A 22186-nucleotide genomic window follows, 5' to 3' on the forward strand; every position below is an offset into this window, starting at 1 on the left:
GAAACCTATCCCGCCTCGTCCTCGGGCACCATGATCCGGTCGGCGGCGCGTTCGGCGCGGGAGGTGATGAGGTGGTGCGACCGCGCCCACGCCCACCCGATCGCCGCGAACAGCACGTCCGCGAGGATCGTGAGGAAACGACCGACGACCACGACGGCCGCCGCCGCCGGCACCGAGATGATCGGGCCGAGCAGGAGAACGAGCAGCCCCTCACGCAAGCCCACCCCGGCCGGCAGCACGACCGTGAACATCGACACCGCCGCCGCCAGGGCGAACCCCGACATCGTCGCCAGCGCCAGCCGCCCCTGGTCGACACCCTCGGGCGCCAGGGTGCGGGCGAGGATCCAGACGGACACCCCCGAGCAGAACCACGACAGGCAGAAGCACACGACCGTGAAGACGACTGCCCGTCCCGAGAGCTGGTGCTCGAGGGGTTCGCGGCGCAAAACCTTGAGCCCCAAGGCAATTGCTGCGTTGAGCAGCCGCGGCCACAAGACGAGGATGAGCAGCGGCAGCACGAGCAGCAGCGCCCAGCCGGTCGATGCGGTCGACTCGCGGGTGATGAGCAGCGGCAGCGACGGGAGCCCGACGATGAACCCGCAGACGGCTGCAAGTCCGACGTTGAGCAGCCCGGTGACCGCCGTGCGCCGCCGTGGGATGTGCAGGCGGGAGGCCATCTCGGCCTGGGCGACGATGGCCCACACCGACCCCGGCACGTACTTGCCGAGCTGGCCGACGAAGAAGATGCCTCCGGCGGGCGCCAGGTGGATCGGCGACCCGAGGTCGGCCAGCAGCCTCCGCCAGACGAGGACGGTGAGGATCGGCGGGATGCAGCCGACGAGGGCGGCGAGCGCGATGGTGCCGGGGCTCATGCGGCGCAGGTCGGCCGAGACCTCGGTCCAGTTCGTGGCGATGGCGTAGGTGACGCCGGCGACCACGAGCACGGCCAGGACGATGCGCAGGATGGCGACGACGCGCGAACGGTTCACTCAGCGCCTCCGCAGGGTCAGTCGCAGGAGCCCGTATGCCGCGTCGGTGCGCCGGGAGGCGCCCCCCGCCTGGCGCATCCGGCCGGTGATGTCGCCGTCGAGGTCGCCGACGAGGACGAAGCCGAGGTCGTGCGACCGGGCGAGGACGCCGCGCACCTCAGCCGGGCCGAGTGCGCCTTCAGCCCCGGCGTGGCCGATGGGCAGGGTGACGCAGAGCAGGCCACCGGACCGAAGGGCCCAGGACGCCTGGCTCATCGCCTCGTCGATGTCGTCGGCGTCGCAGCCGCCGGGGTGGATGCGGACGATGACGTCGAGCGAGGCGGTGTCGACGTCGAGCACCTCGACGCTCGACCGGTGACCGGTCAGCTCGAGCTCGACCGGGGCGAAGCCGATCGCCCGGGCCCACCGCGACAACGGCGAGCGGCTGCCGCTCTCGTCGACGATGACGGCGCTGCGGCGGCCGTCGTCGCGGACGCGGACGATCGCCGCGAGGGTACCGAGCGCAGCCCATGCCGAGATGCCGTCGGTGCAGCGTGGCAGGCCGAGCTGGCGGGCGAACGACTTCGCCTCGTCGGCATCGGCGGCGTCGGCGAGGATGTCGGACGGCCGGATCCACTCGGGCAGGTCGGTGGGTCGCAGCTCGACCTCGGGTCGGGAGATCGCAACCACTTGTCGCGCAACGGATCCCGCGCGGTGACGCAGGTTGCCCACGAGCCCGCGGGGCTGGTCGTCGCCGCCGTCACCCGAGCCGCCACCGGCATCCGGCTCCGGCTCGACGGCCGGCTCCACCGCGGCGAGCGCCTCGAGGGCGCCGACGTACCTCGCCCACGGCCCCGACAGGTCGGGAGCGCGGACCGCGGCCCTCAGCTGCGCGGCATACCCGGGCTCGGCGAGGCGACGCAACGCGGCGACGAGCGCGTCCTTGTCGTTCGGGGGCACGAGGAGCCCGTCGACGCCGTCGCGCACCTGGCTGCCGAAGGTGCCCACGTCGGAGGCCAGCACCGGCAGGCCGTGCTGCTGGCCGAGGAGGGCGTTCTGCGAGGCGGTGGCGTGCCGGTAGGTCAGGGCGAGGACGTCGTGGGTGGCCAACAACGGCGCCAGTCGGTCGGCGGGGACATAGCCGCCGTGGACCTCGACGCGGCCACGCAGCCGGGGGTCGCGGGACAGGGCGCGGACGCGTTCGCCGCTCGAACCCCACATCTCCCCCGCCACGGTGAGTGTCGGGCCGGGCACCTGGGCGAGGGCCTCCATGAGCAGGTCGACGCCCTTGTAGTCGCGCACCATGCCCAGCGCGAGCAGGCGCGCGGGCCCGTCGTACGGCGGTCGCTCGACCGGCGGGCCACCGGGCAGGTGGGGCGGCAGGTCGGTGACCGACACGCGCGGTGCGTGCAGCTCGTAGGCGAGCCGGGCCTGCTCGTCGCTGTGGACCAGGACCGTGTCGACGCGCTCGAAGAACTGCTGCATCAGCTCGCGGTCGCCGACGTGGGTCTCGTGCGGCAGGACGTTGTGGGCGATGACCACGCTGCGCGGGCGACCGGTGTCGGCGGCGTGCGGTTTGGTCACCTTGCGCCCTGCCCCGGCGGCCCGTAGGAGCGCGAGGTGGGCGGGCACCATGGCCGGGATGACGTGGACGACGACGATGGCGTCGAAGCCGCGCAGACGCCGGCCGGTGCGGACCCAGGTGTCGGGGCGCGCCCACGACAGCGCGCGGACGGTGCGGGGGAACGGCTCCACGTCCGGGGCCCCGCCGGGGACGGCCTGCTCCCCGGGGTAGAGCTTGGACGGGTAGAGGTGCGACCAGGACACCAGCGTCACGTCGTGCCCGGCCGCCGCCAGCTCGTGGGCGAGGGTCGTCGTGTGGGCCGCGACGCCGCCCTTGTAGGGGTGCGTCGGACCGACGACCGCAACCTTGAGCGCGGCGCTGTCCGACGATGGCGTGGTCGCTGCGGAGCCCAGCCGCGCAGGGGCGCCCGTCATCGCCGCCCCCGACCACACGGCATACCGGCCCCCTCGCGCCCGCCCTCGCTCACACGCCCGTCCGCGATCTCACGACGAGGTCGGACAGCAGCGCGAGCGACCCGATCATGATGCCGCTGACGATGAGCAGCACCGTCGACGCCGGGAAGTAGAACGGGTGCCGCACCATGTCGACGATCGCCTTGACGACGCCGATCACGATGAGCCACAACGCCGGTGGCATGAGCACCTTGAGCGGGTCGAAGTACATCACCATGCGCAGCACCTGAAGGATGTAGCGGTAGGCGTCGCGGACGAAGTGGAACTTGGAGACGCCCGCGCGCTTGGCGTAGGTCGTGGGGACGTACTTGATGTCGTGCTGGTTGGACAGGAACGCCAGCGTGATCGTCGTGACGCAGCTGAATCCCGGTGGCAGCAAACGAAGATAGGGCAGCGAGACCTCGCGGCGGAACGCGCGCAGCCCGCTGTTGAGGTCGGGGATGGTCTGGTTGCTGAGCTTCTCGGCGATCTTGCGGATCAGCCACTTCGCGGGGACGCGGGCCCACTTGTGCGTGCCCTCCTCGGTGGTGCGGGCGCCGACGACCTGGTCGTAGCTCGGGTCGTCGCGCAGGATCCGCACGAGGTCGGGGATCTTCTCGTTCTCGTAGGTCATGTCGGCGTCGGTCCACACCACGATCTCGCCGAGAGCCTGCTGGGTGCCGATGCGCCGGGCGGTGCCGGAGCCGCCGTTGCGCCGGAACGGCATGACGCGGATGTTCGCGTAGTCGCGGGCCGCCTGCTGGAGCACCTCGAGGGTATTGTCGGTGGAGGCGTCGTCGATGCACAGCAGCTCGTAGGTGAACTCGCTGGCGTTCATCGCCGCGGTGATGCGGTCGATCTCCTGGAGCACGTGCTCGCCCTCGTTGTAACAGGGCAGCACGATCGTGACGTAGGGACGCGTGGGGGCCTCGCCCGGCTGGCCGGACTGGTGCGCCGCGGGGACGGGCGCCGGCAGGTATGCCGCGTCGGCCGGGTGGGCCTGCACGGGCACCGTGGGTGCCGCGGCGCCGTGGGTCGGGCCGGGTGCGGCACCGCTGGTCGCCGGCTGGGCGGCGGCAGGCGCGCCAGCGGCATACCCGGTCGTCTGGGGCGGGTCCGCGGGACTCGGCTGCGGCACGATCTGCGTGGGCTCACTCATCTCGCGGCGAGCCTACCTGCGCTGCGCTCCCCGCTCTCCCACCCCACGCACTTGCGAGTCTTCGGAACAATTCCTCCCTTGGAGCGTAGGCATTCTTCCGAAGACTCAGGGGTCGGGGGTTCGGATCATGCAGCCGGGACGGCGGCAGGCCCTCGGCGTGCCGGTCCAGCCCCGTGAGCGCAGGATCGCGGCGACGTCGTATGCCGTCTGGCAGGGCGTGATCGCCACGTCGGCGAAGAAGACGCGCGTGGTGACCCGGTCCTGGCCCAGCTGGCTCCGGTCGCGACGGCCGTCCCGGACCCGGTCCCGCCAGGTCTCGTGCCCGAGGCGACCATCCACCTCGAGGACCAACCGGTACCTGTCGTAGCGGTTGTCGTGGCGTTGGTTGCCGTCCGGCCCGACGGCCCGCGCCTGGCGAACTGCCCGCGGCAGTCCATGGGCCCGCTCGACATCGCGGATGTAGAGGACCTCGGCGCCGCTCTCGGCGCCCTCCTCCACGTCGGCGAGGGCGACCTTGAGCAGCTTGGAGTAGCGGTGGCCGCCGCGGTCGACGATCTCCTGGCGGAGCTGTCGTCCCGTGACCATCTCCTTCTGCACCGCCCGGGCGACAAGGGAGAGGGCGTCGAGCGGGGTTCCGTGGGTCGCCACGTCGAGGACCGACGCGACCACGGTGGTCCGGAAGGGGTCGCCGGTGGGGTCGATCACGGAGGCGAACCGCGACACCCGCCGCACGCGGACACCGTCGACCGGGGCCACGCGCCGCGTCTCCGGCACGACCACCTCGACCACCTGCGGCTCGGACCGCTCGAGCCCCCACAGGTGCAGGGCGCTGCGCCCGGCCAGCGCTGCGTGGATCGCGGGCACGCCCACTCCCGAGTAGAGGAGCGCGGCCCGCGCCCGGCTGATCCAGTCGGCCCGACCCGGCTTGGTCAGGTAGACCCCTTCGTGGACCAGCGACCACCGACCGGTCTCCAGCCGCCAGCCGATCACCCGGTCGGTCAGGCCGGCGGCAAGGCACTGGGCGCGCGTCACCAGGTCGGCCTGCCGGTCGGCATACCGCCGCAGCATGGCCCAGTCGACGTCGGGACGCGCACCACCCATCTGCCCACTGTGCCGAACCCGCGGACCGGCGCTGTGGCGTCATCCACAGGCCCCCCGGATCCGCGAGTCTTCGGAAGAATTCCGACGCTGGAACGTAGGTATGTTTCCGAAGACTCGCAGGCGTCTAGGGGGACGGGGCGGCTGCGATGACGGCCCGCGCCAGGGCGACGGCCTCGCGCGCATCGTCCTGGGTGAACTGCTGCCGGTCACCACGGCGGTGCGCGAGGACGCGCAGCGCGAGGCGAGCGTGCTCGGGGAAGCGTTCCGCGGCATACCTCGCCGCCTCGCTCTTGGAGATGAGCCGGTCGGTCGCGAGCAGCGCGTGCAGGCGCGGCACCCCGAGCGTCGGCCAGGTGACGACGAAGTCGAGCTCCCCCTCGCCGACCCGACCGGCGGCCAGGTGCGACTCCGCGTCCACCACCCACGGCAGCCAGTACGTGCGCAGGTTGTCGGCCGTCCACGCGCGCAGCGCCCAGTGGTCGTCGCGCACGACGAGGTGCGGCACGGCGCGCACCGGCACGGCATACCGGGCCAGCTCGGCCCACAGCACCGGACTCACCGGTGCGCCCCCGTCACCGGCGTCGAAGTGCCCGTGCATGACATAAGGAGCCACCATGCCGTCGACCGCCGGCGCCGCCAGCTGCCGCACGGTGAGATAGAAGACGTCGTATGCCGGGCCGTCGCCGGCCGCGTCGACCTCACCGTGGATGCCGCGCAGCACCTCGGGGTCGGGCACCGGCGTGCCGAGGACGACGACGGCGTCGATGTCGCTGTCCGGCGGGTGGAAGTCGTTCAGCCCCACCGAGCCGGTGAGGTAGAGGCCGAGCGCACGCCCGGGCAGGCGCTCATCGAGGAGGGCCAGGTGGCGGGCGGTGATCGCCGCGACGATCGGGTGCACGGGACCAGCCAACCACGCAGTGGCCCCAATTTCCTCCGGTCGAGGCGGTGTGGAACGGTGGGCACGTGGACACCCAGCAGGTGCTTGAGCTGATGCAACGCGTCGCCGCCGAAGTCATCACTCCTCGCTTCCGGTCACTCGCTGACGGCGAGGTCATGGAGAAGAACCCCGGCGACCTCGTGACCATCGCCGACCAGGAGGCCGAGGCCATCCTCACGCGCGAGCTGGCCGCGGCATACCCGGACGCCTTCATCCTCGGCGAGGAGCGCACGGCCACGGACCCGACGGCACTCGACCAGTTCGTCGCGGCCGACCACGCGTTCACGGTCGACCCGGTCGACGGCACCAAGAACTTCGTCCACGGCTCGCCCGACCACGCCGTGATGGTCAGTGAGGTGCGCGGCGGCGAGACCGTGCGCGGCTGGATCTGGCAGCCCGAGCACGAGGTGGCGTGGGTGGCCGAGAAGGGCGCGGGCGTCTTCCGAAACGGCGCGCAGGTCACGCGTGAGCCGGTCGCGGATGGCGTTGCGCCGCAAGGGGTCACGTCGATCTGGCCGCTGCGCGGGCACAGCCTCGGCGACCTGCCCCCGCTCACCGGGTCGTGGGTGTGCTGCGGTGTCGACTACCCGCGGCTCATCGAGGGCGCGACCGACTACATCCTCTACGCGCGCAACAGCCCGTGGGACCACTCCCCCGGCACGCTCATGGTGCGCGAGGCCGGCGGCGTGGCCGGGCACCCGGACGGGACGCCCTACGCACCGACCGGCCTGACGCCCGGCATCATCGTGGCCGCCGACAAGGGCACGTATGCCGCGGTGCGTCGCCTCGCAGCCGACGCCTTCGCCCGCCGCGACTGAGCCCCGCCGCGCACGCCGCGACGGCCGCGTTCGGCGGCGCCGCGGAACGCGGCGTGAACGACACCGGAACAACGCAGGAGGCCCTGCCGGGTTTCCTCCCGCAAGGGGGATCTGCGGGGCTATGCTCCGCTTGCGCCGGTCACGCCCGACCCGCGCCACGTCGGGAGGGGATCTGTTCATGCATCACACCACTGTGTCCACGACCAGGCCGCATTCAGCGACGGCGAGGGCATTGACCTGTCTGGCCGCGACCGTTGCGACCGTCGGCGCCCTGGGCCTGGCATCCGCGTCGGCTGCCTCGGCTGCACCGCTGCCCTGGGACATGGAACGCGCCGGCCTGCCCTGGGTGCCCAGTACCTCCGTGGACGGTGAGATCACCGTCGCGGCCGTCAAGGTCGACGACCCCAAGACCGGGGTGCTCAGGACGTTCAAGCGGGACGGCTCGCCGGTGACCTACGCCACCACCTGGGCGGGCGTGGACTCCCGCTGGGCGCCCGGTGGCGACAAGCTGCTCACCACCGCCACCCAGGGTTTCGACACCACCGCCATCGGTCCGAACGCGCCGGAGTACGTCTACTCGCAGCGCTACGGCACCAGCCACAACTGGTCTCCCTACGGCGAGAGCAGCACAGTGGCGTCCACGGTGATCGGCAACACCCCCTACACCTCACGCGCGTACTGGCAGGTGCGCAACACCACGCAGGTCCTCTCCCCGGCCACGGCGTCCGACCCGGGAGCCGGCGCACCGTTGCCCAGCGGTGACGGCTACGTCGTCGACATCGCCGGTGGTGGCACCGGGGCCCGTGACCTGGGCATGGTCGAGGCGAGCTTCCCGGTGTGGGCCAACCCCTCCCTCAACGCGCCGAGCTCCGCCCCCACAGCACTCGGGTACTCCGCGCTCGACGCCCACGACGCCGCCATCTCGAACGACGGCACCCTCGCGTTCGTGGGCACCTCGGGCGACGGACCCGCCATCTTCGTCGACGAGGGCACCGGGCCGGTGGCCGTCGCCCCGCTCACGACCGCTTGCGCCGGACAGCGCCCCGCGTTCGCGCCGAGTGGCCGGTCGATCGCCTACATCGCCCCCGTGGCGGGCGACTGCACCAGCACCGAGCTGCGCGTACTCGCCAAGTCCGGCAACACCTTCGTCGGTGGCACCGACGCCAAGGTGACCGACAGCCAGACCGGTGCGCCAGCGGGGATGACCTTCGCCAACCCCAGCTGGCGTCCCCGCACCCCGGCCGCCGAGAAGGTACGCCTCGGTGGCAAGGACCGGGTCGCCACGGCTGTCGCTGTCTCCCGGTACGGGTGGCCCGACGGGTCGCAGGGCGCGATCCTCGCCAGCTCGACGGCCTTCCCGGACGCCCTCGTCGGCGGCCCGCTCGCCGGTGCGATGGGCGCCCCGCTCCTCACCACCCCGACCAAAATGTTGGACAGCCGGGTCCTGGCCGAGCTGAAGCGGCTCATGCCGGCGACGCGTGACCGGTTCGTCTACATCGTCGGCGGCACGGGAGCCGTGTCCTCGTCCGTCCAGAAGACGTTGGAGAGCAACGGTTTCGGGGTGGTCCGGCTCGGCGCCAGCGACCGTTTCGGCACCAGCGTGGCGGTGGCCAAGGAGCTCGATGCCGGCTACACCGACTTCCCACTCCCCCGCAACACCGTGTTCCTCGCCAACGGCATGACCTTCCCCGACGCCCTGTCCGCAGGCCCGGCGGCCACGGGCTACTTCGCACCCGTCCTGCTGTCCAACGGCACGAAGGTGCCGGCAGTCGTCAACAACTACGTCTCCGGGCGCAGCCAGATCCGCAAGGTCAACGCGGTCGGCGGCAGCGCAGCCACCGCTATGCGCTCCTTCGGGGCGAAGGCCGGAGTCGCTGCCACGGGCGCGGACCGGTACGAGACCAGCGCCGTCGTCGCCCAGACCTGGTTCCCTGACGGCGCCGTCGTCGGGTACGCCAGCGGTGAGAACTTCCCGGACGCCGTCACCGGCGGTGCGTTCATGAGCAACTGGTACGGCCCGCTCATGCTGGTGCGGTCCGCGACCGTCCCGAGCCCGGTCGGGTCGACCGCACTGGCCTACCGAGCATCCACCGACCAGACGGTGACCTTCGGTGGCACCGGCGTCATCTCCACGACCGTGCAGAACACCGTCGCCTCGCGGGCCGGCACCCAGACCGCGGTGTGGGGCCCGACCACGCCGGTCGTCAACAACCCGGTCTACCCCGTCCCGCCGGCGGCCAAGGGCACGGCTCGCACGGACCGACCCGGCACGCCCGACCAGCGGGGCAACCGGCTGCGTCCCGACACACAGGACTTCCGCTCGGCCAACCAGCGCTGACCGAAGACCCTGCAGCTGCGGGCCCGCTCCTTCGGGGGCGGGCCCGCCGTCGTTGTCCCCCGCCCGTGTCCCCGGCCGAGTCCGTGGCAAGGCCTCGGTCGGTCCCAGCGCCGTGGGTCTCAGCGCGTCTGCGCCGACCCCGGGTAACCCAGCCACACCTGGACCGGCAGCTCGACGAGCGAGTCCGGGCGTCGCTCGAGCAGTCGGGGGTCCTCCAGGACGCGCGCGTCGACACCGACGACGGCGCGCTCCAGCCCCAGTGCGCTGAGGGTCTCGGTCCGGTCGGCGGCCACCAGCACCAGCCGGCCTCCACGGGCCGCGACGGCCCGGCCGATCTGGTCCACGGCAGCAGTCAGCCGAGCCGGATCCTGTTGCAGCGCACGGGTCGTCGACAGGGCAGGCATGCCGCACCACCCGCGGATGACCTGAGGCCATTCGTTCGCCGCACGTGAGTCGACCATGAGCGCGACGTCGCCGGGTTGCAGCTGCTCACACAACGCGTCGACGGCGGCCACCTCCCCCAGCTCGACCCGCTCGGCCCGGTGGGGCCAGCTCGCGAGCGCCGACGGCACCAACAACGACGCGGCGACCCCGGCGCTGACGGCGACGTTCACGGCATACGGCCATCGCCTCGTCGACCACCGCGAGACGACAGCGGCGCACCCGACGACGAGCAGGACGACGGTCGGCAGGGCGATGACGAGGCGCCGGTCCGCCCACGGGTGGTCAGGGGTGATGCCCGGGCGGTAGACCGTCAGCAGCGTCGACCCGACCCCCACCACGGCCGCGCCCACCCACGGCGCGAGGGGCTTGCCCTCGACCCATCGCGACCCGGCGCGGTGGGCCAGCACCGCGACGGCCACCAGTGCCAGCACCAGGGCAACCGGCCCGACCCACCACGACATCCAGACGAGCGACTGCTCGGCGTACGTGCGGCCTCCATCGACCGGAAGTCCTTGTCGCGCTTGCAGTCCCGCGACGACCCGCGAGCCCGGGTCGGCCGCCGACTGCCGCACGGTCTGCCACAGCGGGCGCGACGCCAGCACGACCCCCACCACCACGAAGAGCCCCGCGAGCACTCGCGGCAACCACGCCGAAACGAGGACCCCCAGCGACCACCCGCGTCGCGAACCGACGACCAGGACCGCCCCCACCACCACGACGGCCACCAGCAACGCCACCAAGGGCAGCAGCGACCCGCCGATGCTGCGCAGGTACGACGACGACGTCAGCCAGGTCAGCCCGAACCCGACCGCCGAGCTCGCGACGACGGACACCGTGAGTGCCCGTGCGAACGCCTGCCGCTGCACCGCCGCGAGCGCCGCGACGACGAGCACCAGCACCACCTCGCGCAACGCGTCGACGCGGATCGCGATCGAGCCGCCGAGCACGACACCGGCCACCACCGCCGACCGCCGTGCCGCCACCTCGTCCCCCACGACCGAGCAGCGCGCGGCCAGCGTCAGGGCGACGAGCGCCGCGGCGAGGGTGGGCAGCGCCACCGGTTCGGAGTACGTCGACCGCGCCACGTGCACGAGCGGGAAGAGCAGGCCGGTGGCCATTGCCGCGAGCGGTCCCCAGCGCGGCCCGACGAGCAGCGACCCGAGCAGCCCGACCCCGAGCAGGGTCAGGCCGAAGAGCACGGCCGGCAGCCAGAACACACCGCTCGACCCGCCGACCCACCAGGCCATCGAGTACCACGCGGACGGCCCGATCGGGAACTGCGGCTGCACCGCCGGCTCCTGCGCGGTCCCCACGGAGTAGAACGCCGGGCTCGCCAGCGTGACACCGGGTATCTCGAGCACCGCGGGTCCACCCACCGCGCGCGCCGGCACCTCGATCGGGCGGGCGTGACCGGACGCGAGCTGCACGGCCGACTGGAGGTAGGAGCCGGAGTCACGTCGCGGCAGCACCTGCTCGGAGTGCGTCAGCCCGGTCCACACGGTCCCCCCGACGGCCACGAGGAGCAGGAGCGCGGTCGACCACACCGGCAGGGGCCGCACCGGCAGCCAGCTCGCCAGCCGCCAGGCGCCGACGAGGGTCACGACGGCCGCGACGGCCGCGACCCAGGGCAGCCACCAGCCCAGCAGGGCCAGGACCGCGGCCAGCAGCGACAGAAGCACCAGCCAGGCGCCGCCCGCGACCACGAGCCGCGTCACCACCCGCCCGCCGAGCGCCTCGCCGCGCAGCAGTGGCAGGTCGCCCGGGTCGCCTGCGGCCACGGCGGGGGCACGGGTGCCGGGCGCGCGCAGACTCACGCCGCAACGCTAGCGCCAGAGCCACGTATGCCGTCGCACCTGCTCGGGTGCGGCCGCGCGACCACGCGCGAGGTAGCCTCTCCCGCATGTCCGACGCCCCCCAGACCAAGCCGCGCACCGTCATCACGTTCGGCACCTTCGACGTGCTGCACGTGGGCCACATCCGCATCCTCAAGCGGGCGGCCGAGCTGGGCGACCGGCTGGTCGTGGGTGTCTCCGCCGACGCCCTCAACATCAGCAAGAAGGGGCGCGCCCCGGTCTTCTCCCAGGACGAGCGGCTCGAGATCGTCAGCAGCCTCAAGTTCGTCGACGAGGTCTTCGTCGAGGAGAGCCTGGAGCTCAAGCGCGACTACGTCGAGAAGTACAGCGCGGACGTCCTCGCGATGGGTGACGACTGGAAGGGCCGGTTCGACTTCGTGTCCGACATCGCCGAGGTCGTCTACTTCCCGCGCACGCCGTCGGTGTCGACCACCGAGGTCATCGAGCACATCGCCAACAACGCCTGATGCCCGCGCCGACGCCCGCCCAGGTCTTGGCCGCCATGCTCGCGGCCGACCCGGGACGCCCCCGCGTCACCTACTACGACGACACCCCCGGCCCGACCCAGGGTGAGCGGATCGAACTGAGCGCCAAGGTCCTCGCCAACTGGGTGAGCAAGGCCGCGGGCGCGTTGCAGGACGAGTGGGACCTCGGTCCCGGCGACACCGTCCGGCTCGCCCTGCCACCCCATTGGCGCGCCCTCTACTGGGCCCTGGCCGCCTGGTCGGTCGGCGCGACGGTCGCCCTCGACCCCGAGCACGCCGACCTTGTGGTCACCGATGACCCGCTCACCGCCGAGCAGGAGCCGCCGGCGGTCCTCGTCACCCTGGCGGCGTTGGCGCGCGGCGCCCAGACGCAGCCCACCGGTGAGGTCTTCGACGAGGCGCGCCAGCTGGCGACGTTCCCCGACCAGTTCGTGGCGTATGCCGACCCGTCGCCGAGCGATGGCGCGTTGCGTCTCGCGGCCGGCACCACGGCATACGCCGACGTCGTCCCGCAGCGGGACTGGCCGGAGGGCGTGCGCGTGCACACGGCCGGCGACGAGCTCGATGACGTGCTGCGCACGGCGCTCGCCGCATGGGCCAGGGACGGGTCCCTCGTGCTCTCGCGCGGGCCGGAGCCCGAGGGTGGACGCGCGAACCGCCTTGCGGCAGAAGGCGTCACGCTCGAGCTGTAGCGGCGCAGGAGCGACCTACCGGCGACGCAGCTTGGCCTCGATCGCCTGCCACGTCACGGTCGCCACGGTCCCTGTGGAGGCCAGCTTGACGCTGCCCTGGAACTGCTTGACGGCGGAGACGACGCCCAGGTCGTAGACACCGGTGACCTTGAGGCCGAGGGCCGTCTGCAGGGCCTTGACCGCCGCGCCCTCGGAGCCGAGCCGGAGCACCGTGCCGTAGTAGGGCTTCATCGGGTAGTCGCGGCGCTCGAGCGCGGTCCACACGGGCTTGTCCGCGACGCCGGTGACCTTGAGCTGGTTGGCCTTCTGGAACGTCTTGACGGCGGTCGCAGTCCGGTCGCCGTACTGGCCGTCCACCGACAGGCCGCCGAGGGCGCGCTGCAGCGCCTTGACCGACTCCCCCCGCGCGCCGGTCTTGAGGACCGTGCCCATGAGGGCGGTGTATGCCGTCGCGGCGCCGGGGTTGGCGACCGTGCGCGTCTTGGTCACGCCGGTCTGGGTCTGGCCGGTCGGGGTGCCCGTGGTCGGGGTGCCGGTCGTGGGGGTGCCGGTCGTCGGGGTGCCGGTGGTGGGCGGCGTGCTCGGCGTGCCCGCGACGGGGCGGGACGGCACCAGGCGCAGGGCGATCATGCGCGTCCAGGTGGCCGCGTCGAGGACCCCGGTGACCGGCAGCTTCTGCGCCGTCTGCCAGGCCTTGAGGGCAGCGAGGGTCTGGGGACCGAACGCGCCGTCGGCGGTGACCTTGAGGGCCTTCTGCGCCACCGCCACGTCGGGCCCGTTGGCCCCGACGGCGAGCGTCGGGTAGGGAGTGTTGGCGGTCGGCGCGGGTGGCGCGGTCGGGGTCGTCGGGGTGGTCGGCGCGGGGGTCGAGCCACTCTTGCCACCCACGACGGTCAGCGCCTTGCCCGTCCACCACGAGGTGCGCTCCATCGCGCCGTCCCACGAGAACGAGAAGTGGATGTGGTCCGTGTGCGGCACCGGTCCGCTGTAGGGCGCCCACCCGCGACCGGGGTCGTAGGCGCGCCACATCTTGCGGTTCCAGATGATGTACATGATCCCGAAGCGCCGGGCCATGGCACCCGGCCGGCCCTGGGCGTCGGGGGCCGACAGCCACTGCGTCACCGAGTCGGCGATGGCCTTCTGGGTCGGGTTGTTGACGTTGAGCATCCAGTCGACCGCGCGACCCTCCGAGTGCTCGGTCACGCCGCTGTTGCAGTTGCGCGAGATGCCGTAGGTCGTCGCCGACGTCTGCGCGTAGTAGGCCTTCATCAGCTCGGCGAAGGCCACCGCGCCGGGCTTGGCGACCGGGTCGCAGGTGGTCTGCGGCTGGTACGGCGAGGCGATGTCGAGGGCTGCCGGGAGCGTCTTCGACGGCGGCTTCGGCACGGTGGCCGCATCGGCTGCCGCCATGCCCAGGGGCAGGCTGACGACGGGGATGGCGATGATGCCGACGGCTCGCAGCAGACGCGACACAGGGCACTCCGGTCATGGTTTCGGGCGGACCCGGGCAGGGCCGCATGGCGACGGGGGGACGATCGGAACGGCCCGGCACCACCGGTCACGCGATGCACAGGCAGGACATTTGTCCCAGTGGTTCACAGCCATCACAAGTGGTTCGCCCGAACTACAACCATGGAGTTTCGCGGGCCATCGTCCGACCGGCCGATGGGCGGCCGACGGCTGGCCGAGGGGCCCGGCGACGGCCGGTGGCGAGGGGTCGCGCGGCGAGGTTCGCATGTGGGCCGACCACGCGGCATACCCCCAGCTGTGTCCGGGGGCCACGCCCGGTGGAGCGGTGCCGGGAGATAGGGTCCACGGCATGGACAAAGTCGTCTCCTCCGCGGCCGAGGCCATCGACGGAATCGTCGACGGCTCCTCCCTGTCGGTGGGTGGTTTCGGGCTCTGCGGCATCCCGAGCGTGCTCATCGCGGCGATCCACGATGCGGGGGTGACGGACCTCGAGGCGATCAGCAACAACTGCGGCGTCGACGACTGGGGTCTGGGAATCCTGCTGAAGGACAAGCGAATTCGCCGCATGGTCTCGTCCTACGTCGGTGAGAACAAGGAGTTCGAGCGGCAGTACCTCTCCGGCGAGCTCGAGGTCGAGCTCACGCCGCAGGGCACGCTCGCCGAGCGGCTGCGCGCCGGCGGCTCGGGCATCCCGGCGTTCTACACCGTGACCGGTGCGGGCACCCAGGTCGCCGAGGGCGGGCTCCCCTGGCTGTATGCCGCGGACGGCACGGTCGCGAAGGCGTCGCCGCCGAAGGAGACCAAGACGTTCGAGGTCGACGGCGAGGACAAGGAGTTCGTCCTCGAGCGCGCCATCGTCAGCGACTTCGGGCTCGTGCGCGCACTCAAGGGCGACCGGCACGGCAACCTCGTCTTCCACGAGTCCGCGCGCAACTTCAACCCGTTGTGCGCCATGGCCGGTCGCGTGACGATCGCCGAGGTCGAGGAGCTCGTCGAGCCGGGCGAGATCGACGCCGACCAGGTGCACCTCCCCGGCATCTACGTGCACCGGGTGCTGCCCCTCACCCCCGAGCAGGCCAAGGACAAGCGCATCGAACGCCGGACGGTCCGCCCGCGGCCGGGCGCCAGCGACGCCGAAGCCACGACCACCAAGGAGGCCTGAGATGGCACTCACCCGTGAGCAGATGGCCGCCCGTGCCGCCGAGGAGCTGTCCGACGGCTCCTACGTCAACCTCGGCATCGGCCTGCCGACCCTCGTCCCCAACTACGTGCCGGACGACGTCGAGATCGTGCTCCAGTCCGAGAACGGCATCCTCGGCGTCGGCGCCTATCCCGTTGACGGAGAAGAGGATCCGGACCTCATCAACGCCGGCAAGGAGACCGTGACGCTGCGCCGCGGCGCCTCGTTCTTCGACTCGGCCACCAGCTTCGGCATGATCCGCGGCGGCAAGGTCGACGCCGCCATCCTCGGCGCGATGCAGGTCTCGGCCAAGGGCGACATCGCCAACTGGATGATCCCCGGCAAGATGGTCAAGGGCATGGGCGGCGCGATGGACCTCGTGCACGGCGCCAAGAAGGTCATCGTCCTCATGGAGCACAACGCCAAGGACGGCTCCTACAAGATCGTCGACGAGTGCTCGCTCCCCTACACCGGGCGCGGCGTGGTGCAGCGGATCATCACCGACCTGTGCGTCTTCGACGTCACCGACGACGGTCTGGTGCTGCGCGAGCTCGCCGAGGGCGTCACCGAGGACGAGGTGCGCGAGCGCACCGAGCCCGAGTTCACGGTCGACCTGGCCTGACGCAGCGGCGCCCGGACAGCCGCTGCTGTCCGGGCGCTCGCCACGTGCGGGCGGTGCGTCAGCTGTTCGCGGCCGCCCGCAGCGTGCTCTCCGACAGGACACCCGCGCCACCGACGGCGGTCACCGTCCCGAGTGCCGGGGTGGACTGCAGCGTCTGCGCCGCCGCTTCGACCAGCGAGCCCTTCTGGGTCAGGGCGATCAGCCGCTGGGTGGTGCCGGCGACGAGTGAGTCGACCAGCGAGCCGTCCGCGCCCGAGGTGAGGACGACCTCCGACGTCGTGGGCATCTTCGGCCGGTAGAAGGCGGCCACGGCACCGGACGTCTCGTACCGGTTGGCCCCGGCGAGCCGGTCCACCGTGGTGACCCCGGCGGCCTTGAGGTCGGCCACGACCTGGTCGCCCACCACGGACGTGCCGCCCACCACCCGTGCCGTCTTGGCACCGGTGGCAGCCAGGCCCTGCCGCGTGTAGGCGCTCATCGCCTTGGCGGGCGTGAGCAGGATCGGTTCCTTCAGCGCGGCCGCGGGACCGGATGCGCCGAGGGCATCGGCGAGCCCGAGCCCGCCGGCGACGACGACCGAGGGGACGGTGCCGCGCTTGGCCTTGATGGTCTGGGCGACGAGGGCGGACGTCTGGTAGCGGTCCCGCCCGCCGAGGCGCACGACGGTGAGCCCGCGCGCCTTCAGCTGGGACTCCACGCTCGCCCCGACGACGCCTGCCCCACCGACGATGTATGCCGTCTTGACGGCGCTGCCGCGCCGGTTCAGCTCGGTGACGGTCGCCGCCGGCAGCTTGGTCTGCTGGGTGAGCAGCAGGGGCCCGCCGACGGTCGTCGCGAGCGGTCCGGACACGGACGCGTCGGACAGCGTGGTGTCGCCACCGGCGATGACGACCGCGGTCGCGCTCGTCGGGACGCGACCGGCCACGGCGGCGGCGGACGCGTAGCGGTCGCTGCCGCTGAGCCTGGCGGTCAGGTGGCGGATCATCGTCGAGTTGACGGCACCACCGGGAGTGGCGCTGATGGCCCGCATCGAGTCGCCACTGATGGTCCGCGTCGCGCCGGAGCTCGAGGTGGCGGTGGCGGTGTGCACACCACCGTTGACCGTGCGGTCACGCAGGTCGAGGCGCACCACGTCGGGCAGTCCGAAGCGCGACGCCAGCGCCGACCCGGTCACGGTCTGGGTCCAGGCGCGCAGCGGGTTGGACGGCCGCAGGCTCCACGGGTCGGCCACGCCACGCAGGTACGGCAGGGGCGTACCACCCCAGACGTCCTCGTTGTTCTCCGTCCGGCCGCCGGAGGAGGACGAGAAGAGCGCCTGGATGATCTGGTCGTTGTACCGGGCGACGTAGCCGGTCGTGGCCGTGCCGGTCGCCCGGACGGCGTTCTTCCAGTTCTGCCAGTACCGCTGCTGCTGCGTGGGGTCGCTGGAGGTGCCCAGGACGGTCGAGTAGCCGCCGTAGACCTGGTCGTAGATCGTGTCCACGACGTGGCAGTTGCAGGAGGACTGCACCTTGCCGCCGAGCTTCTGGTACTTCGCCAGGACATACCCGCGCGCCGCGGCGGCCTGCGCCTTGAGCGCCTCGGGGCTCCACGACCACGGGCTCTCGGCGATGTAGTCGAGGTACTCGTCGTGCACGACCACCTGGTTGACGACGTTCATCGTGCTCGCGGTCTTCGGGGTGACGATGAGGGTGCCGTCGCGGTACTGCGCGCCACCGATGCGGATCAGGGTGCGGTCACCCGCGTAGGGCGCCTTGTCCCAGTTGAGCACCGCCTGCGGACCGCTGAGCGAGGTGGGGGTGCACGTCGAGCAGGAGGCGCTCACGACGCTCCCGGACACGGAGAACGCCACGGTGGAGGGCTTGGTCGCCGTCATGGTGCGCCCACCGAGGGTCAGCGTGAAGCCGCCACCACCGGACGCCAGGACACTGCTCGTCGCACTGGCCGTGGCCGCGCCGTTGACGATGTTGACGTTGACCCACATGTTGTCCGGCACGGCGTCATAGGTCGTGCCCGTGTAGTAGTGGCCCAGGATCTCGTCGGCCTTGTAGCCGTCCTTGGCCATCTCCCACGCGCCGTACTGGCTCATGCCGAGGCCGTGTCCCCAGCCGGATCCCTTGAGGACCCAGCTCGGGGAGGCGGCCGCCGCGCGCAGGGTCGAGCCCGAGCTCCCCCGCGCCTGCGGTGCCGTGGCGGTCCCCGGCTGGGGTGCCAGGTCCCCCGGCGGACCCACCGGGCGGGCCTGGTCGGCGCCCCACTGGACGCCGGAGCCGGCGCCCGGGTCGGGCTGCGTCGCCCCGGCCGCCTGCGGCAGCGCCGCACCGACCACACCGCTCGTCACGAGCACCGCGACCGCGCGGACGACGGCGCCCGAGGTCCAGTGTCGGGCCGTCATGACCGCACCGCCTGCTGCGCGCGCCCGGCCACCAGCTCGTTCACCGCTCCGGTGCCACCGAGGACGGTGACGCTGCGCAGTCCGGGCGCCTGGTCGAGCCAGCTGGCCGTCGCCGACGGCATCACGGTGCGGCGGGCGTAGAGCATGATCCGCCCGAGCTGGCCACCGGAGAGAGTGTCGACCAGTGCGGTCGCCTCCCCCGAGGACAGCACGACGTCCTGTGCCTGCATGACGCCGCGGGCCCACGTCCCGATCGCCGTGGCGGTCGCGTACCGGTCTGCTCCCGCCACCCGGCGCGGGCTCGGCAGTGCACGCACGACGGCGTCGGACACGACCCCGGTGCCGCCCGCGACGACGGTGCGCTTGGCACCGACCCTCGTCAGCGCCCACCGCGTCTCGGTCGGCACCTTCGTCGCCTGCACGAGCAGGACCGGCCGCTTGAGCGCGCTGCCTGGGCCGGACAGGACGAGGCCGTCGGACATCGACCCGATGTCACCGGAGGCGACGAGGACGTCGGGCGACGCACCGATCCGGGCCGCGACGCCGGCCGCGGTGTCGTAGCGGTTCTTCCCGGCGACCCGGTCGATGCTGGTCACCCCGAGCGAGCGCAGCTGTTGCTCGACCGCGCTGGAGATGACGCCCGTGCCACCGACGATGTATGCCGTGGTGACCCGGCGGGCGCGCAGGTCCGCCGTGACGACGGAGGGCAGCGACGTCGGCTTGGTCAGGAGCATCGCCGCGCCCTTGGCGCGGGCCAGCGGGGCCGAGACGAGGGCGTCCGGCATGGCGGCGTCCGCGCCGCTGGCGAGGACCACGGCCTGCGACTGCGGGTTCGCGGCCCGGGCCACCTGGACCGCGGTGTCGTAGCGGTCGGCGCCGCCGATGCGCGCCGGGCAGTAGCCGGGTGGTCCGCCGTCCGGTGGCGGGTTGATCTGCACCCGCGCGGTGTACGGCGGAACCGAGTTGGCGGTGCCGCTCCCGGCACTCGCGGACACGCTCACGGCATACTCCCCCGGCGGCGGCAGGGCGCCACCGAAGGTGCCGTTCCACGACGCGACGAGGCCGGCGGCCTTGGTCGCGGTGCCGCGCAGGGTCGTCAGCACGGCGGTGGAGCAGACGCTGCGCACCTGGAGGGTCCAGTTCATGGTGCGGTCGGGGTTGGCCCGCACCGTCGTGGTCACGGGCTGGCCGTAGTCCCACGACGTGACGTCGATGCGTGGGTTGAAGAACGCCGCACCCATCAGGGCTCGCGAATCAGCCCTGATGGTGGGCAGTTTCGCCTCCAACGCGTTGCCGGGGCACTCGGTGTCGTTCGGTGCTCCGTCGGCATCACGGTGGCCCGACACCGTCGAGATCGGCCGGGTCATGCCATCGAGGGTGACGGTGGCGGTGGGGTCGACGTGGGCGAGGCTCAGCTTCCAGGCGAAGAGCTTGCTGAACGCGTTGACGACGGCCGCCGGTGGGGTGGCCGTGTTGAACGTGCCGATGGCGGCTGCGCCGAAGAGCTGGCTGTTGAAGCCGCCGGTGTGTGCGCCGATGACCGGCTGGTCGACACCGCCGGCGCGCCCCTCCCAGGTGCGGCCGAAGCGGTCGACGAGGAAGTTGTAGCCGATGTCGCTCCAGCCACGGGACTTGGTGTGGAAGGTGTAGATGCCGCGGATGATGGCCGGCACCTGGCTGGCCGTGTAGTTGTTGGCGTTGACGGTGTGGTGGACGAAGCCGGCCTTGATGGTGCCGTACTCCGGGACACCGGTGCGCAGCGACTCGTCGGCGCCCCACTGCGCTCGCGTGTAGATGGTCGGCTTGGCGCCGGCACCGCTGGCCGAGCCCGCCGTGCTGGTCGGCTTGTCGGCCGGAGCGCTCGACGGGTCGATGACGTCGAGCTGGACGTCCGCCGGTGCCTGCGCGCTGGCATCAAGGACGCGGACCTGCACCGCGTCCGAGGTCACGACGTAGGGGTCGGTGCCGCCGCGCTCATCCTTGGCCTCCGCGCTGCCCGGGTCGGGACCGTGGTCGTCGGAGGTGGACATCGTCGTCCACGCGCCCCAGGCGCCGGCGTCGCGTGTGCGGTACTCGACCCGGCGGTCCGGCCCGAGCTCACCGGCCGGCCAGGTCACCCCGATGACCCGGAGCCCGCCGCCCGTCTGCTGGGCGCTGCTCTGCACGCCGGACCGGCTGGTGCCGGGCACCCGGGCGGTGCGGGCACCCTCGCGCGGGGCCACGGCACCGGCCGTCGCCGCCCGCAGGTCGTCGGCCGACATCGCCCGCAGCGGCACCCGCAGGTCCTGGGTGGGCACCGGCCGCGGTGCCGCCTGCGCGGCGGGCGGGCGGGTGCTGAGCACCGCGCCGGTCACCACCAGCACGCTCGACAGGACCAGGACGAAGACGGCGCGCAGACGCAGAACTCTCACGAGACAACCACCACAGGGGTCGGGGCACAGCGGGGAGGACACAGCGGACAACCCGACCAATGTCACACACCAGTCACACCCGTCACAGGCGCGAGCAGGAGCCGTGGCCGTTTCGTTACCACTGCTGCGGGACGCTCGTGTCCCCCCGGCGATGCGTGGGGATACGGCCGGTGAAGGTCAGGTAGCGCGGAGCGGCGGTTCCCGGCCCGGCCGACGCCGTCACTAGGCTGACCCTCGATGAACGAGGATGTCTGGCTGGTCGTCCCCCTCTACAACGAGGCGACCGTCATCGCCGACGTGGTGCGCCGCGCGCGGGAGGTGTTCCCCCACGTGGTGTGCGTCGACGACGGCTCGGCCGACGACAGCGCCCGGCTGGCCGCGCAGGCCGGTGCGGTCGTGGTCCGCCACCCCGTCAACCTCGGGCAGGGCGCCGCCCTCCAGACCGGGTTCGAGTACGCGCTGAGCGTGCCCGACATGCGTTGGGTGGTCACCTTCGACGCCGATGGCCAGCACCAGGTCGAGGACGTCGTGGCGATGCTGGACCTCGCCCGCGCCGAGGGCCTCGACGTCGTGTTCGGGTCGCGGTTCCTCGACGACCGCACCGACGCGGGGCTGCTCAAGCGGGCGGTGCTGCGGATGGCCGTGGCGTACACCAACCTCACGACCCGCACCAAGCTCACCGACGCCCACAACGGCCTGCGCCTGCTCTCGCGCGACGTGGTGAGCCGCCTGCAGATCACGCAGAACCGGATGGCCCACGCCTCCGAGCTCGTCTCCCAGATCGGCGCCCTCGACGTGCGCTACGCCGAGAGCCCGGTCCATGTCCTCTACACCGACTACTCCCGCTCCAAGGGCCAGTCGCTGTGGAACGCCGTCAACATCCTCGCGGAGCTGATCCTGCGATGAAGATCCTGCTGATCCAGATCGTCCTGATCGCGGTCGTCGTGGCCGTCGTGGCCCGGCTGTTCCGCTCGCGCGGCGCGCGCGCCCAGGCCATCCGCCGGCTGGGGCTGATCCTGTTCGCCGGCTTCGCGGTGGTCTCGATCCTCATCCCCGACGTGTGGAACCGCATCGCCCACCTGGTGGGGGTCGGCCGCGGCACCGACATGGTGCTCTACGCCCTCGTCGTCGCCTTCCTCTCCTTCACCGTCACGACCTACCTGCGCTTCCGGGACCTCGAGACGAGGTACACCAAGCTCGCCCGACGCCTCGCGCTCGACGAGGTCAGGGGCGACCGGGCGCTTCCCGATGACGGGGACGAGCCGCCCGCGGACGACCCGCCCTCCCCTCGCTGACC

17 protein-coding genes are annotated in these 22186 nt (G+C 72.3%); 8 read left to right on the forward strand and 9 right to left on the reverse strand.

All coding sequences use genetic code 11. The features are described from left to right. Positions 1-5: 5 nt before the first annotated feature. From HJG52_RS10170 to HJG52_RS10190, 5 genes are all read right to left on the reverse strand, one after another. Positions 6-989 carry a lysylphosphatidylglycerol synthase domain-containing protein gene (locus HJG52_RS10170; protein WP_171243482.1) on the reverse strand — a complete coding sequence of 328 codons (984 nt, stop codon included), beginning with the start codon at positions 987-989 and terminating at the stop codon, positions 6-8. Then, positions 990-2966 (reverse strand): glycosyltransferase family 4 protein, encoded by a 1977-nt coding sequence (locus HJG52_RS10175; RefSeq protein WP_171243483.1) that lies wholly within the window; start codon positions 2964-2966, stop codon positions 990-992. A 49-nt stretch (positions 2967-3015) separates the two neighbouring features. Then, a complete protein-coding gene (locus HJG52_RS10180; protein WP_206070503.1) occupies positions 3016-4143 on the reverse strand; it encodes a glycosyltransferase family 2 protein in 1128 nt (375 codons plus the stop codon). Positions 4144-4248: 105 nt separating this feature from the next. Next, positions 4249-5244, reverse strand: coding sequence for a type IV toxin-antitoxin system AbiEi family antitoxin (locus HJG52_RS10185; RefSeq protein ID WP_171243484.1), 996 nt, complete (start codon positions 5242-5244; stop codon positions 4249-4251). 124 nt (positions 5245-5368) lie between these two features. Further along, positions 5369-6142 (reverse strand): nucleotidyltransferase family protein, encoded by a 774-nt coding sequence (locus HJG52_RS10190; protein WP_171243485.1) that lies wholly within the window; start codon positions 6140-6142, stop codon positions 5369-5371. A 65-nt stretch (positions 6143-6207) separates the two neighbouring features. Here HJG52_RS10190 and HJG52_RS10195 point away from each other — a divergent pair, with 65 nt between their 5' ends. Together HJG52_RS10195 and HJG52_RS21600 are read left to right on the forward strand one after the other, a co-directional pair. Continuing rightward, positions 6208-6999, forward strand: coding sequence for an inositol monophosphatase family protein (locus HJG52_RS10195; protein ID WP_171243486.1), 792 nt, complete (start codon positions 6208-6210; stop codon positions 6997-6999). Positions 7000-7360: 361 nt separating this feature from the next. Next, complete coding sequence (locus HJG52_RS21600) at positions 7361-9337, forward strand: cell wall-binding repeat-containing protein (protein WP_171243487.1); 1977 nt, start codon at positions 7361-7363, stop codon at positions 9335-9337. A 119-nt stretch (positions 9338-9456) separates the two neighbouring features. Here the strand turns inward: HJG52_RS21600 and HJG52_RS10205 are convergent, their stop codons facing one another. Beyond that, the gene (locus tag HJG52_RS10205; RefSeq protein ID WP_171243488.1) at positions 9457-11595 is read right to left on the reverse strand and encodes a hypothetical protein; all 2139 of its coding nucleotides are present in this window, start codon (positions 11593-11595) and stop codon (positions 9457-9459) included. Between the two features lie 86 nt (positions 11596-11681). Here HJG52_RS10205 and HJG52_RS10210 point away from each other — a divergent pair, with 86 nt between their 5' ends. Both HJG52_RS10210 and HJG52_RS10215 read left to right on the forward strand, forming a co-directional pair. After that, on the forward strand, positions 11682-12101 hold the full coding sequence (locus tag HJG52_RS10210; protein ID WP_171243489.1) for an FAD synthase family protein: 420 nt from the start codon (positions 11682-11684) through the stop codon (positions 12099-12101). Continuing rightward, positions 12101-12811, forward strand: a complete 711-nt coding sequence (locus tag HJG52_RS10215; protein ID WP_171243490.1) for a TIGR03089 family protein — start codon at positions 12101-12103, stop codon at positions 12809-12811. The genes HJG52_RS10210 and HJG52_RS10215 overlap by 1 nt, the downstream gene beginning before the upstream one ends. Before the next feature lie 15 nt (positions 12812-12826). Here HJG52_RS10215 and HJG52_RS10220 read toward each other — a convergent pair whose 3' ends face one another. After that, on the reverse strand, positions 12827-14284 hold the full coding sequence (locus HJG52_RS10220) for a peptidoglycan-binding protein (protein ID WP_171243491.1): 1458 nt from the start codon (positions 14282-14284) through the stop codon (positions 12827-12829). Positions 14285-14630: 346 nt separating this feature from the next. Between HJG52_RS10220 and HJG52_RS10225 the strand changes: the two genes are divergently transcribed. Continuing rightward, positions 14631-15443, forward strand: a complete 813-nt coding sequence (locus HJG52_RS10225) for a CoA transferase subunit A (RefSeq protein ID WP_171243492.1) — start codon at positions 14631-14633, stop codon at positions 15441-15443. Position 15444: 1 nt separating this feature from the next. Beyond that, on the forward strand, positions 15445-16083 hold the full coding sequence (locus HJG52_RS10230; protein ID WP_171243493.1) for a CoA transferase subunit B: 639 nt from the start codon (positions 15445-15447) through the stop codon (positions 16081-16083). 58 nt (positions 16084-16141) lie between these two features. On the opposite strand, the gene HJG52_RS10235 is transcribed toward HJG52_RS10230, so the two are convergent. Both HJG52_RS10235 and HJG52_RS10240 read right to left on the reverse strand, forming a co-directional pair. Beyond that, entirely contained in the window at positions 16142-18478 is a 2337-nt protein-coding gene (locus tag HJG52_RS10235) for a SpoIID/LytB domain-containing protein (protein WP_171243494.1), read from the reverse strand. Next, a complete protein-coding gene (locus HJG52_RS10240; RefSeq protein ID WP_171243495.1) occupies positions 18475-20889 on the reverse strand; it encodes a cell wall-binding repeat-containing protein in 2415 nt (804 codons plus the stop codon). The genes HJG52_RS10235 and HJG52_RS10240 overlap by 4 nt, the downstream gene beginning before the upstream one ends. Positions 20890-21126: 237 nt before the next feature. Between HJG52_RS10240 and HJG52_RS10245 the strand changes: the two genes are divergently transcribed. Both HJG52_RS10245 and HJG52_RS10250 read left to right on the forward strand, forming a co-directional pair. After that, positions 21127-21795, forward strand: coding sequence for a glycosyltransferase family 2 protein (locus tag HJG52_RS10245; RefSeq protein ID WP_171243496.1), 669 nt, complete (start codon positions 21127-21129; stop codon positions 21793-21795). Next, on the forward strand, positions 21792-22184 hold the full coding sequence (locus HJG52_RS10250; RefSeq protein WP_171243497.1) for a DUF2304 domain-containing protein: 393 nt from the start codon (positions 21792-21794) through the stop codon (positions 22182-22184). The genes HJG52_RS10245 and HJG52_RS10250 overlap by 4 nt, the downstream gene beginning before the upstream one ends. Positions 22185-22186 lie beyond the last annotated feature (2 nt).

The sequence above is a fragment of the Knoellia koreensis genome, assembly GCF_013041615.1.
Classification (GTDB): domain Bacteria; phylum Actinomycetota; class Actinomycetes; order Actinomycetales; family Dermatophilaceae; genus Pedococcus; species Pedococcus koreensis.